This window comes from Spectribacter acetivorans, assembly GCF_031846305.1.
GTDB lineage: Bacteria > Pseudomonadota > Gammaproteobacteria > Nevskiales > Salinisphaeraceae > Spectribacter > Spectribacter acetivorans.
The window spans coordinates 1-13,495 of record NZ_JAVRHY010000014.1 but is presented as its reverse complement, the minus strand read 5'-3'; the positions used below and the strand labels follow the sequence as shown (position 1 = coordinate 13,495).

The window sequence follows — 13,495 nt, the reverse complement described above, 5'->3', positions numbered from 1 at the left end:
CCGGCGTCAGCGGCTCAGCCGGTAACCCAGCGCCGCGCCGCCGCGGGTCAGGCCCTCGGCCTGGCGGGTGGCGTCACTATCACGACGCAGCCAGTCAGCCAGATCGATGTTGCGGTCCAGTACGCCGCTGCCACCCGTGACCTTGACGCGGAACAGCACCATGTCCTCGCGTACCAGCGCGGGCGACAGCCATTCCACCACCCCGATGTCGGCCAGATGGGCGGCCACACGGTTGTAGTCGCTGGCGCCAGCAACATTGCTGATCGCGACCAGGACGCCGTCGTCACCCGCATCGAACGCCCCCACCGCGCCGGTGCCACCCGATCCGCCGCCGGATGCCGTCGTCGAGCGGGCGCCAGCGCGCGCCGCGTAGGTTCGGGCGTAAATATCGGCCACCCGGTGAAGGGCCTCGGCCAGCAGCGCCGGGCGCGAATCCGCCGCGCCCTGCCAGTTGGCCAGCTCGGTGCCGTCGCTGAGCAGACGCCAGCGACCACCCCAGGAACCACCCTCGCTGCCGATGCGGCCGACCAGCAGGTTGGCGGTGCCGTAGCCGCGGGCCACCGACATCAGCCGGGCATCGTTGCCGCTGGCGATATCGGCCGGCGTCACCCGGCCGCGCTCGGCCTCGCCCGTGCGCGGCAACTGCAACGGCAGCCCGCGATTACGCGCCGCATCACGCATGGCCTCGATGCCGTCGGCAGGCGTGGCTTCGGTGAGCAGCCCGTCGGCGGCCATCGCCACCCAGGGCATGGTCGCCGGGCGTTCGCGGCCCCAGACCGCAATACCGGCATCCCGCAACGCCTCGTTGACTGCCGTGGGCTCGAAGGACACCCGCAGTGTTACCCCCGAGGCATCACTGCCCTGATAGCCGTACTGCTGCACCAGTTCGTCGGCCCGTTCGAGAATACCGGCGGCGCCGCTGCGCTCGGTCACGGCACGGTCTCCGGTCACCCGGACCAGCACCAGCCCCAGCGCCTGGCGCAGGGCGCCCTCACGCGTCTGCTCGCTCTGGTCGGCGGCTTCCACCTCCGCGCCGTAGAGGTCGGCCACCTCCACCGCGGCGGCGGGCAGGGCGAACAACAGGCAGACGACAAGGGGCAGCAGCCGGAATAAAGGCATCATCGACGAAGGCATGAATCGCTGCGCTACAATACCATGCGGCCTGCCCCGCTCCGCGCCCATTCACCCCGACTCTGCAGCGAGCCTTGCCTTGAGCGATCGCCCTTCCCTGAGCTACCGCGATGCCGGCGTTGACATTGACGCCGGCAACGCCCTGGTCGATGCCATCAAGCCCGCCGTCGCTGCCACCCAGCGCCCGGAGGTCATCGGCGGACTGGGCGGCTTTGGTGGCCTGTTCCGCGTGCCCATCGAACGCTACCGCGAGCCGGTGCTGGTTTCCGGCACCGACGGCGTGGGCACCAAGCTGCGGCTGGCAATCGAGGCCGGCCGGTTCGACGGCATCGGCATCGACCTGGTGGCCATGTGCGTGAACGACGTCCTGGTGGCCGGCGCCGAACCGCTGTTCTTCCTCGATTACTACGCCACCGCCAGGCTGGACGCCGGGATTGCCGCCGAGGTGATCCGGAGCATCGCCCGCGGCTGCGAGATGTCGGGCATGGCGCTGATCGGCGGGGAAACCGCGGAAATGCCCGGCATGTACGCGCCCGGCGATTTCGACCTGGCCGGTTTCTGCGTCGGGGTGGCCGAACGCGAGGCGATCATTGACGGCTCGGGCATTGCGCCGGGCGACGTGGTGCTGGGCCTGGCCTCCTCCGGCGCCCATTCCAACGGCTACTCGCTGATCCGCAAGGTGCTGGAAGTCAGCGGCCAGCGGCTCGACCAGCCGCTGGGGGACGCCACCCTCGCGGACGCCCTGCTCGCCCCCACCCGCATCTACGTGGCCGCCGTGCGCGAAGTGCTGACAGAGCATCCACTCAAGGGGCTGGCCCACATCACCGGCGGCGGGCTGGCGGAAAACCTCGCCCGGGTCCTGCCGGCGCACTGCGGCGCCCGGCTGCGGGCCGACAGCTGGCCGCGGCCGGCGCTGTTCGGCTGGCTGCAGGAAGCCGGCGGCATCAGCGACGCGGAAATGCAGCGCACCTTCAACGGCGGCATCGGCATGGCCGTGGTGGTGAATGCCGGCCAGGCAGCCGCCGTCCGGGCCGCCTTCGAGGCCGCCGGCGAAACGGTGTTCGAGATCGGCGAAATCGTCGCGCGCGACCAGCAGGACGACGCGGTTCATCTGATTTAAATGGATAGCCTGTCGCGGGCAGTCGTCCTGGTCTCCGGCCGTGGCCGCAACCTGCAGGCGCTGTTGGCCGCGCGCGCTGCCGGCACCCTGCCGCTGAACATCACGCGGGTCATCACCAATCGTCCCGGAATTCCCGCGCTGGATATTGCGGCGCGGGCGAGTGTGCCCGGCACCGTGCTGCAGCCGAAGGGCTTTTCCTCGCGCGCCGCCTTCGATGCCGAACTGGCCCGCCACGTGGCCGCCGAGAACCCCGACTGGGTGGTGCTGGCCGGCTATATGCGCATTCTTGATTCAGCTTTCGTTCAGCAGTTTGCCGGCAGGCTCGTCAACATCCATCCCTCGCTGCTGCCAAGGCATCGGGGGCTGGACACGCACCGCCGCGCGCTGGCCGCCGGCGATGCCCGACACGGCGCCACCGTGCATTTGGTCACGGCAGACCTGGACGCCGGCCCGGGCATCCTGCAGGGCAGCATCGCGGTGGCCGCACAGGACACGCCGACCAGCCTCGCTGATCGGGTAATGCACCAGGTGGAAACCCGCATCTACCCGCAGGCACTGGGCTGGCTGGCAAGCGGTCGGGTCGATTTTGCCGACGGTCGTGTGCGGATGGACAACCGGCCCCTGGAGGCACCGATTCATGTGGACTGCGATTCGACATAGCCTGATTGCCCTCGGCCTGCTGGCCGTGGTTCCCGCGCAGGCGGCGGTGCTGTCACCGTTCACCGCCACCTACCGCGCCTCGCACGGCATCATCGGCCTGGGCGAGGCCACCTTCGAACTCAGCCGCGACAACGGCTGCTGGCGCTGGCACGGGGTGGCCAACCCCAGCGGCCTGGCGGCGATGCTGATCGGCACCGTCACCGACGATTCCCGCTTCTGCGTAACCGATAACGGCGAGCTCTCCCCGCGCCAGTTCCGTCATCACGAATCGGACGACGCCGAGGACAGCTATCAGCTCGGCTTCAACCCGACCGACACCACCGCCAGCCTCAATGGCGGCGAGGCCTTCGACGTGCCGGCCGATGCGGTCGACCCCTTCCTGCTGCAGATCGCCGCCCGCCGCTGGCTAGCCGATGCGGAAAATCCTGCCGAGGCGGGCGCCCGCGAGTTCACGGTGGTCGACGAGGACGAGATCAAGACCTACCGCCTGGCGGTATCCGAGGGCCCGAGCGTGGAAACCGCGGCCGGCAGCTTCAAGACCATCCGGCTGGCCCGCGTGGATGACGGCGACAAGCAACTGGTGTTCTGGGCGGCCCCGGCCCTCGACTTCCTGCCGGTGCGGGTGGAACACCGCAAGAATGGCAGTACCCAGATCCGGCTGGACCTGACGTCGGTGGAGCGCACCGACGAAAGCGGGGGCAGTATCTAGGGGTCCCCGGTGAACTTGCCCGGGGAATCACGGGTCTGACGTTTCCCGCCGCGCGAACATCGCGCGGAATCGATACACTCACGCGCCGGCGCCCACCACGCCGGCGCGCTGTTTTGATACTGCCAAACCGCCAGGACAGACCGTCCCCCGCATGGTTCCGACGTTCCAGACAGTCTCGTTCCGCCGGCACGCCCGGACCGCTGCCGCCACGCTGCTGATTAGCCTGCTGGCCCACACGACCGCCAGTGCCGCGGCCGGCAACGGCGCCTATCCCATCGACGACCCGCTGGCCGCCACGGTGGTCGGCACGCCGCGGGCCTATCGCGCCAGTCTGCCCGAGAATCTGCCGCGCGAAACCCGGACCCTGGCGCCCCTGGTCGAGCGCCCGGTGCCATCGCCACTGGTCTACGCCGTGCCACTGGAATACGGCCTGATCGCCCAGGACGAACCCGCGCCGCTGGTGTTCATCCTCGCTGGCACCGGCGCCGGCGCCAAGAGCACCAAGAGCAACCTGATCGCCCGGGCCCTGTACGCCGAGGGCTATCACGTGGTCACCCTGCCCTCGCCCACCAGCGTGGGGTTCATGCTGGGTGCCGCCACGCACCCGGTGCCCGGCCGCATGAACAACGACGTAGCGGATGTATATCGCTTCATGCAGGCGGTTCGCGACGACCTGCCCGAGCGCGTCCGGATCACCGGCTTTGCCCTGACCGGCTACAGTCTCGGCGGCCTGCAGGCGGCGTTCGTCGATCAGCGGGATCGGCAGGAACAGGTTTTCGGCTTCGAGCGGGTACTGCTGATCAACCCCGCGGTGGACCTGTATGCCTCCGTCCGTCGCATGGACCGGCTGTTCGAGACCGGGCTGGAACAGGGCATCGCCGGGCTGCCGGCGTTCCTGGAACAGGCACTGGGGCGTTTCCGGCAGATCTATGCGGGGGAGGATCCGATCGAGTTCAACGAGGATTTCCTCTACCAGGCCTATCTCGCCACCGAAACCCGCGAGCAGGACATCGCCGCCATCATCGGCCTGGCCTTCCGCCTGTGGCTGGCTAACATGAACTTCGCCGCCGACCTGCTCAGTAACAGCGGCGTGATCGTGCCGGTGGCACGCGAACCCGGCACCTTCACCAGTCTCGACACCTATCTGGTGCGCTCCTTCGGCATGTCTTTCGCCGACTACATCGACGAGCTGCTGCTGCCCTACTACAACAAGGACGGACGACAGCTCACGCGCGATGCGCTGATCCGCGAAGGCCGGCTTGCGCGCATCCAGCCCTACCTGAAGCGCGCCGAGCACATGGGCGTGATCACGAGCGCGGACGAGATCATTCTCGATCCCGGGGAAGTCGACTTCCTGCGCCGGACCTTCGGCGAGCGTGCCACGATCTTTCCCCACGGCGGGCACATGGGCAATCTCGCGCATCGCGACGTGATCGGTGCCATCCGGGAGTTCTTTCGGCCATGATCTGGCATCGGCAAGGCGGGATGAATCCCGCCCTACTCGGCATTTGCCTCGCGGTGCTAATGGCCGGCTGCGCCGGCACGCCGCCGCCTCCGCCCAGCGTGGATCCGGAAACGCCAGTTGCACGCGATGCCGATCAGACCACCGCCAATCCGCTCGCCATCTACGATCCGCTGGAACCGTTCAACCAGCGTGTCTACCGTTTCAACGCCCTGGCCGACCGCTATGTGCTGCTGCCGGCGCTGGACGTCTACCGCACGGTGGCGCCGCCCCCGGCACGCCAGGGCATCTCCAACTTCTTCGACAACATCGGCGAGATCGTCACCTTTGCCAACACGCTGTTGCAGGGCAAGGGCCACGACGCGGCAGTGACAGTGGGCCGATTCCTGGTCAATTCCACGCTGGGGGTGGCGGGCCTGATGGACCCGGCCACCGACCTTGGCCTGGCGCGCCGCGACGAGGACTTCGGTCAGACGCTGGGCGCCTGGGGCATGGGGCCGGGCCCCTATCTGGTGCTGCCGCTGCTGGGGCCGTCCACCCTGCGCGACACCGGCGGGCTGGCGGCGGATTTCGGCATCGAGTTCGCCATCGATCCGTTGCTGCTATCCGGCAACCCGGCCCGGCGCGTCGCCTACTGGACGGCCTATGCACTCGATACCCGCGAGCGACAGGATTTCCGCTACTACCAGACCGGCTCGCCCTTCGAATACACCCTGGTGCGGCTGATCTACGTGAATTTCCGGGCCCTGCAGATCGAGCGCTGATTCCCGGGGCTGCAGGACCCCTGTGGCATAATCGGCGGTTGATCCGGCCCCGAAAAATGCCCTGCATGTCCCGCAAGATACTGGTCACCAGCGCCCTGCCTTATGCCAACGGCGCCATTCATCTCGGCCACCTGGTGGAGTACATCCAGACCGACATCTGGGTGCGCTTCCAGCGGCTGCGCGGTCACGACTGCGTTTACGTGTGCGCCGACGACGCCCACGGCACGCCGATCATGCTGGCGGCCCGCAAGGAGGGCATCGAGCCGGAGGCCCTGATCGAGCGCTTCGCCGCCGAACACAAGGCCGACTTCGACGCCTTTCTGGTGTCGTTCGACAACTATCACTCCACCCACTCGCCCGAAAACCGCACGCTGGCCGCGGACATCTACGAACGCCTGAACGCCGCCGGCCACATCGCCCGGCGCACTATCTCGCAGGCGTTCGACCCGGACAAGCAGATGTTCCTGCCGGACCGTTTCATCCGAGGCGAATGCCCGCGCTGCGGGGCGGCCGACCAGTATGGTGATTCCTGCGAATCCTGCGGCGCCACCTACCAGCCCACCGACCTCAAGAACCCGGTGTCGGCGCTGTCCGGGGTCACGCCGGTGGAGAAGGATTCCGAACACTACTTCTTCCAGCTCGGCGACTTCGAAACCTTCCTGCGCGAGTGGACCGCCGGCGGCCATCTGCAGGAGGCCACGCAGCGCAAGCTGGGCGAATGGTTCGAGGCCGGCCTGAAGGACTGGGACATCTCCCGCGACGCCCCCTATTTCGGTTTCCGGATTCCCGGCACCGAGGACAAGTACTTCTACGTCTGGCTGGACGCGCCGATCGGCTACATGGCCAGCCTGAAGAATCTGTGCGAGCGCACCGGCCGCGATTTCGACGGCTACTGGACGCCGGACTCCGACGCCGAGGTGTACCACTTCATCGGCAAGGACATCGTCTACTTCCACGCCCTGTTCTGGCCGGCCATGCTGCACGGGGCCGGCTTTCGCACCCCGGACGGCGTGTTTGCCCACGGCTTTCTCACCGTCAACGGCGAGAAGATGTCCAAGTCGCGCGGCACCTTCATCCGGGCCCGCACCTACATCGATCACCTGCCGGCGGAATACCTGCGCTACTACTTCGCCGCCAAGCTGGGCGCCGGAGTGGAGGACCTGGACCTCAACCTGGAGGACTTCGTCGCCCGGGTGAATTCGGACCTGGTGGGCAAGTACGTCAATATCGCCAGCCGCTGTGCCGGGTTCATCAACAAGCGCTTCGGCGGGGAACTGGGCGATTCGCTCGACCGGCCGGACCTGTGCCGGCAGTTCGCCGACGCCGCCGACGACATCGCCGAGCTCTACGAAACCCGCCAGTTCGCCCAGGCCATGCGGCGCATCATGGCCCTGGCCGACGACGCCAATGCCTACGTGAACGAGCGCCAGCCCTGGATCATCGCCAAGGAAGACGGCCGCGAGGCCGAGCTGCAGGCCATCTGCGCCAGCGCGCTGACCGCCTTCGCCCAGCTCACCGTGTTCCTCAAGCCGGTGCTACCGGCCACGGCCGCCGCCGCGGAGGCCTTCCTGGGCGTGGACGAGCTGAACTGGGACGACGCCGGCCGCGATCTCGCCGGGCGGCAGATCAACGCCTTCCGTCCGCTGCTCACCCGCGTGGACACCGACGCCGTCGATGCCATGCTCGCCGCCAGCAAGGAAGACCTGGCCGCAACCGTCCCGAACAAGGAACAACAAGCCGCCATGGACGACAACACCATCCAGATCGACGACTTCAGCAAGGTTGACCTGCGCGCCGCCCGGGTGGCCCGCGCGGAACACGTGGAAGGCGCCGACAAGCTGCTGCGCCTGACCCTGGACGTCGGCGAGCTGGGCGAACGCCAGGTGTTCGCCGGCATAAAGGCCGCCTACGCGCCCGAAACGCTGGAAGACCGCCTGGTGGTGATGGTGGCCAACCTCGCCCCGCGCAAGATGCGCTTCGGCGTATCCGAAGGCATGGTGCTGGCCGCCGGCGGGGACGATGGCGGACCCTTCCTGCTGTCGCCGGACAGCGGGGCGACGCCGGGGATGAAGATCAAGTAACGCCCGCAAATTCGGACGCCAGAGTCACCACTTCTTCGACCCGGTGCGGCGCCGTTGACCATGGCTCATACTTACTTACAATGTATGTATGATCGAGTTCGAATGGGACGCAGAGAAGGCGGATGCGAATCGACGCAAGCACCGTGTGTCATTCGAAGAAGCGCGTTCCCTCTTCTATGACGAATTTGCCGATCTTTTCGGAGACCCGGCACACAGCACCGCCGAACACCGTTTCATCATGCTCGGCGCCAGTGACCGTCTGCGAATTCTGGTCGTCTGCCACTGTGAACGACTCGATGGAAACGTCATAAGGATCATATCGGCGCGCAAGGCCACGGCCAGGGAGCGCCGTCAGTACCGAGGTCCGTTGCCATGAAGCAGGAATATGATTTCGCGAACATGCCGCGCCGGAAAAACCCGTACGCGCCGAAGTTGAAGCGGCAGGTCACGATCCGCATGCGCGAAGACGTGATCGACTACTTCAAGTCTATGGCCGAGGACACCGGCATTCCCTATCAAAGCCTGATCAATCTCTATCTAAGGGATTGTGCAGCCAGCGGCCGCAAGCCAGACCTTTCCTGGAAGTAACCTGCTGTCGCGACGAGCTGACACCATGCCATCCGCTTCGGCCAACGCAATCGACGCCCTGCTGCCCCAGACCCAGTGCACCCGCTGCGGCTACGACGGCTGTCGGCCGTACGCGGAAGCCATCGCCAGCGGGGAGGCCGACATCAACCGCTGCCCGCCCGGCGGCGAAACAACCATGCGGCAACTGGCCGCCCTAACCGGCAACCGGGAAAAGCCGATCGACCCGGAATGCGGCGAGGTGTCGCAGCCGATGGTGGCTTTCATCCGCGAGGACGAATGCATCGGTTGCACCAAGTGTATCCAGGTCTGTCCGGTGGACGCGATTGTCGGCGCCCCCAAGCTCATGCATACCGTCATTGCCGACGAATGCACCGGCTGCGAGCTTTGCGTGCCCGCCTGCCCGGTGGACTGCATCGACATGCCGACCGCCGCCGAAGGCGAGGGCCAGGTCCACTGGCCGCCCGAAACCGCGGATGACGAGGACCGAGCCGCCCGGGCACGGCAACGCTTCGACGCCCGCAGCCAGCGGCTGGCCCGCCTGAAGGCGGAACGCGCCGAACGCCGCGCCCGGCGCCGGCGCGTACGCGGTAACGACCAGGCCGCCAGCGACAACCGCCGGTCCGACATCGCCGCCGCTGTCGCCCGAGCGAAGGCCAAACGCAACCGGTAAATGGCAGAGACCGTAGGGCGGAATGAGTTCCGCCTGACGCCAGCTCCAGACAACGACGCCCACACCGTTGGCCGGATGAACGGCCCTACGACCATGGTGGCAAAACCGACCCTAGCCCGTATCCTCACCAGACCGTAGGGCGGCATTCATGCCGCCTCACGCCCGGAACAATCAATCGCACACCAGACACAGCCATTGCATGAACCAGACCAAGCGCGAGGAAATCTTCCGCCGACTGCAGGCCGCCAACCCGGCCCCCACCACCGAGCTGAACTACAACAGCCCGTTCGAACTGCTGATCGCCGTGATCCTTTCCGCCCAGGCCACGGACGTCGGCGTCAACAAGGCCACCGCCCGGCTGTTTCCGGTCGCAAACACGCCGGAAGCGATCCTTACGCTGGGCGAGGACGGCCTCAAGAGTTACATCAAGACGATCGGCCTCTACAACAGCAAGGCCAACAACATCCTCAAGACCTGCCGGGCCCTGATAGAACAGCATGACGGCGAGGTCCCGCGTGACCGCAAGGCCCTCGAAGCCCTGCCCGGGGTCGGCCGCAAGACCGCTAACGTGGTGCTCAATACGGCGTTTGGCGAACCAACGATCGCCGTGGATACCCACATCTACCGCGTGTCCAACCGCACCCGGCTGGCCCCCGGCAAGACTGTACGCGCCGTCGAAGACAAGCTGACCAGGGTGGTGCCGAAGGCCTACCAGCGCGATGCTCACCACTGGCTTATCCTTCACGGGCGCTACGTATGCCGGGCGCGGAAACCGCTCTGCGATGCATGCGTAATAGAGGACCTATGCGATTATCTATCGAAGACTTCTAGTTAATACCATGAGACCGATCGGACTTGCCGCAAGAACTCAGTAACAACTGTTGCCGTAACGCGTTTCATCATGCGATTTTTCGCTTGCATGCACAGACAGGTTGTCTGCGGATGAATCCAACCACTTTGAAAAACGATCTGAACGCCGATAACCAAGATCGCCATGTCAATCACTCATAACCTAGCCGGCACCAAGGCGAAATCATGCACAACAATACTTTCTTGCTGATTATCGGCACGGTTCTGCTGACAGCATGCGGTGGTCAACCCGATGAGTCCGCGTCATCAGAGACCCCTTCGGTCGATCGAAAGATTTATATCGATGCTGAAACCGGTGAGCGGCTCCCGGGGCCGCTGTCATCTGAGACGCCAACACCTGCCAACCAGAGCACCAGCCGCCATCGTGAGCCGAATGTCGTCGAGCGCGACGATGGCTCGAAAATAATCATCCATAAACCGGATGATTGGCCGCAACTCAAGGCGCACAAAAAGTCCGAAGGCGGTCTTTCAATTGAACATGCGACGGGGAGTGAATAGTGAATCGACTCCGGCTTTTGCGCCGTCTCATATTAGCCATGGCTCTGGTCAGCATAAATCTCGCTGCCTCGGCAGCGACGATTACTGTCATCAACGACGATCCCCCCGGGGTTGGTCTCAATGACACCACATCGCGCAATCCCGTGGGTGGAAACCCGGGGCAAACGTTGGGGGAACAACGGCTGTTCGCCTTCGAGTTTGCCGCTGGATTGCTTGGCAATAAAATTGCCAGCGACGTCGAGATACTCGTCGAGGCGAGTCTTGGCCCGCTCGCCTGCAACAGCAACAGCGCGACTCTGGGACGCGCCGGCCCGAGGATATCGGTCGCCGATTTCGGTTCGGGCCAGCCTGACACGTTTTACGCCATTGCTCTGGCCAATGCCCTCGCCGGTGAAGACCTGCAGCCCGCAGGCACAACTCCGGAAACCGATATCGGCGCAGAATTCAATGGCAATATCGATAACAACAACAACTGCCTTCAAGGTATCAGCTGGTATTACGGCGTCGATGGCAATGCGCCGTCCAATACAGTCGATTTCCCGGCAAGCGTCACGCACGAGCTGATCCACGGTCTTGGCTTTGTGTCCTTTGTTAATACAACGACCGGCAGCTTTCCCAGCGATATACCCACAGCGTTCGATCGCTTCGTTTTCGATCTCGACGTCGGCCAGTTCTGGCCCGCGCTGACCAACGCTGAACGTCTCGAATCGGTTACCAATGATGGCGACGTCGTGTTCGATGGCCCACTGACTACGACGAATGGTGCGCCCTCGCTGACGAATGGGGTCAATGACGGGAGGGTGCAGATATTCGCGCCATCCCCGGTGCAGGGCGGCTCTTCCATTGCTCACTGGGATAGTGATCTGCTTCCGAATGCGCTAATGGAGCCCGCCGACACGGGTGACATCGATATCAACGACGGTATCGGCCTGGCTGCGTGCCTGCTAAGCGATATCGGCTGGAACTTGATCGGTAATACCAACTGCCCGGATATCAGCAATTCCAACGCATTACCTGTGCTGACTGTATCTCCGTCACCCGTGGATTTCGGGATTGTCGAAACCGGCATGACCGAGCTTGCCACCGTCACTATCAGCAACGGTGGAACGGCAAGTCTGACGATCACGAACATCGTCGCCCCCGGCGATCCATTCGCCATCACAGCACAAGAATGTAGCGAAGGCGGGACCATTACACCGGGCGAGGCCTGTGACATCACAGTCGAATTCTCGCCGACCAGCACCGGCAGCTTCAGCGACAGCCTGAACATCGCCAGTGATGGCGGCAATGAAAGCATTGCGCTCACGGGTGACAGCACTCCCGAGCAAGCGCCGGTAATCGTCATAGACCCCGCGAGTGTTGAATTCGGTTCGATCACGACTGGCGATAGTGCACAACAGTCGGTCACGGTTCGAAATAGCGGCAACGCTGACCTGATCCTCGGCGCGCTCAGCACACCGAGTACGCCGTTCACGAAACTCGCCAGCGGCGATAACTGCTCTAACAATACGCTCGAACCAGCGGCACAATGCATGTTCATCCTGCGCTTCGCACCGCCGCGCGCTGGTAATTTCAGCGGCAGAATCACCGTAGCGTCGAACGACGGCGATATCGCCGTACCCCTGTCCGGTAGCGGGCAGTCGTCTGCCATGCCTGCCATCGAAGTTACGCCCGCAGCAATTGATTTCGGCAATATCGGCGTGGGAAGCAATGACAGTCGGGGCATCGATGTTCGAAACGCCGGAAGTGCGGCCCTTCAGATAAGCACCATTGATACACCGACTGCACCATTTGCAGTCACGCAGCAGAACTGCGTAGACCGTACGCTCGCACCGGGCGGTAATTGCAGGGTTACGGTGCGTTTTACGCCCACGACTACCGGGAACGCAATGCAAAGCCTCGGCATCGTTTCAGACGACGCGGTAAATCCGAATGTGGTCGTATCGCTGGCAGGAAATGGCGTAATCGATAGCGATGCCGACGGCGTCGCCGACACCATCGAAGACAACGCCCCGAACGACGGTGACGGTAACGACGACGGCATACCCGACAGCAACCAGGCCACTGTCACCTCCCTGCCTGGCGCACGTGACGATTATGTAACCCTGGAAACCGACGCAGGCGTCTTCGCCAACGTCCGCGCCGAAGAAGCCCCCAGCCGAGTCGAACTACCCGATAATATAACGTTCGACAACGGCTTCTTCGCCTTCGATATCACCGGACTGACACCGGGCGCCAGTGCGACCGTAATCCTGCTCCTGCCCCGCCCGGCGAATGCTTATTACAAATATCCGGCCGACGACATGGGCAGTACGCCGGCCGTGCGTTTCGACTTCGACGAGACCTCCAACACCGGCGCACGAGTCGATGCCAACCGTGTCTTGCTGCACCTGCGGGATGGGGGTCGGGGCGATGCCGATGTGGCCGTTAACGGCGTCATCACCGACCCCGGTGGACCAGGCTTCAATATCGAGAAAGAGGATGACGCCGCCGGAAGCGGCGGAGGCGGGGGATGCACTATGGGCCCATCGTCGCGACAGCGCTTCGACCCAACCTTTTTGGTTTTGTTACTGCTTGCAACCACACTCCTAGGAATGAGGCGAAGCCACTTGTCGGTGTAGCCCGTCTTGCTACCAAATGGTTCTTCCCGGCGCGCACCCCAAGGCGTGGAGCTCTATTTGCCCTAACCTGCCTGCTGGTTCAGTCCCGGCATGAGATGCCAAGCGTTCCAGCATATCCCGGCAACAGCGTCTTCGGAGCCCTCCACGTCGGCCGCGAAGTCGCGAAGGCCGAACATAAACCGGGAGTCCCCGCTGAGTCTCGATCAAAGTCGTTGCAAGGGCTACGTACGGCGCGCAACGTCCCGGTCCATCGAAGCCCTGTATAGCCGCCGCCCGGCACGCCTCCGGAGTGGCACGCATGACCGCCCGGAGTATCCCGGA

At 64.7% G+C, this 13,495-nt stretch carries 13 protein-coding genes; 12 read left to right on the top strand and 1 reads right to left on the bottom strand.

Features of this window, described 5'->3' with window-relative positions; genetic code table 11:
• Window positions 1–6: 6 nt before the first annotated feature.
• Window positions 7–1,134, bottom strand: coding sequence for a DUF2066 domain-containing protein (locus RM531_RS13005; protein WP_311659805.1), 1,128 nt, complete (start codon window positions 1,132–1,134; stop codon window positions 7–9).
• A gap of 76 nt (window positions 1,135–1,210) precedes the next feature.
• Here RM531_RS13005 and purM point away from each other — a divergent pair, with 76 nt between their 5' ends.
• From purM to RM531_RS12945, 12 genes are all read left to right on the top strand, one after another.
• Window positions 1,211–2,251 (top strand): phosphoribosylformylglycinamidine cyclo-ligase, encoded by a 1,041-nt coding sequence (gene purM / locus RM531_RS13000; RefSeq protein ID WP_311659804.1) that lies wholly within the window; start codon window positions 1,211–1,213, stop codon window positions 2,249–2,251.
• Entirely contained in the window at window positions 2,252–2,911 is a 660-nt protein-coding gene (gene purN, locus RM531_RS12995; protein ID WP_311659803.1) for a phosphoribosylglycinamide formyltransferase, read from the top strand.
• Entirely contained in the window at window positions 2,889–3,620 is a 732-nt protein-coding gene (locus tag RM531_RS12990; RefSeq protein WP_311659802.1) for a DUF3108 domain-containing protein, read from the top strand. The genes purN and RM531_RS12990 overlap by 23 nt, the downstream gene beginning before the upstream one ends.
• A 151-nt stretch (window positions 3,621–3,771) precedes the next feature.
• On the top strand, window positions 3,772–5,085 hold the full coding sequence (locus RM531_RS12985) for an alpha/beta fold hydrolase family protein (protein WP_311659801.1): 1,314 nt from the start codon (window positions 3,772–3,774) through the stop codon (window positions 5,083–5,085).
• A 20-nt stretch (window positions 5,086–5,105) separates the two neighbouring features.
• The gene (locus RM531_RS12980; RefSeq protein WP_311659800.1) at window positions 5,106–5,846 is read left to right on the top strand and encodes an MlaA family lipoprotein; all 741 of its coding nucleotides are present in this window, start codon (window positions 5,106–5,108) and stop codon (window positions 5,844–5,846) included.
• 65 nt (window positions 5,847–5,911) lie between these two features.
• Window positions 5,912–7,927 carry a methionine--tRNA ligase gene (gene metG, locus RM531_RS12975; RefSeq protein WP_311659799.1) on the top strand — a complete coding sequence of 672 codons (2,016 nt, stop codon included), beginning with the start codon at window positions 5,912–5,914 and terminating at the stop codon, window positions 7,925–7,927.
• 88 nt (window positions 7,928–8,015) lie between these two features.
• Window positions 8,016–8,303: a BrnT family toxin gene (locus tag RM531_RS12970; RefSeq protein WP_311659798.1), complete on the top strand. Its 288-nt coding sequence runs from the start codon at window positions 8,016–8,018 to the stop codon at window positions 8,301–8,303.
• Complete coding sequence (locus RM531_RS12965; protein WP_311659796.1) at window positions 8,300–8,515, top strand: BrnA antitoxin family protein; 216 nt, start codon at window positions 8,300–8,302, stop codon at window positions 8,513–8,515. The genes RM531_RS12970 and RM531_RS12965 overlap by 4 nt, the downstream gene beginning before the upstream one ends.
• Window positions 8,516–8,540: 25 nt before the next feature.
• Window positions 8,541–9,185 (top strand): RnfABCDGE type electron transport complex subunit B, encoded by a 645-nt coding sequence (locus tag RM531_RS12960; protein ID WP_311659794.1) that lies wholly within the window; start codon window positions 8,541–8,543, stop codon window positions 9,183–9,185.
• Window positions 9,186–9,384: 199 nt separating this feature from the next.
• Window positions 9,385–10,020, top strand: a complete 636-nt coding sequence (nth, locus tag RM531_RS12955) for an endonuclease III (RefSeq protein WP_311659792.1) — start codon at window positions 9,385–9,387, stop codon at window positions 10,018–10,020.
• Between the two features lie 200 nt (window positions 10,021–10,220).
• Window positions 10,221–10,553 carry a hypothetical protein gene (locus RM531_RS12950; protein ID WP_311659791.1) on the top strand — a complete coding sequence of 111 codons (333 nt, stop codon included), beginning with the start codon at window positions 10,221–10,223 and terminating at the stop codon, window positions 10,551–10,553.
• 38 nt (window positions 10,554–10,591) lie between these two features.
• Entirely contained in the window at window positions 10,592–13,174 is a 2,583-nt protein-coding gene (locus RM531_RS12945) for a choice-of-anchor D domain-containing protein (protein WP_311659790.1), read from the top strand.
• Window positions 13,175–13,495 lie beyond the last annotated feature (321 nt).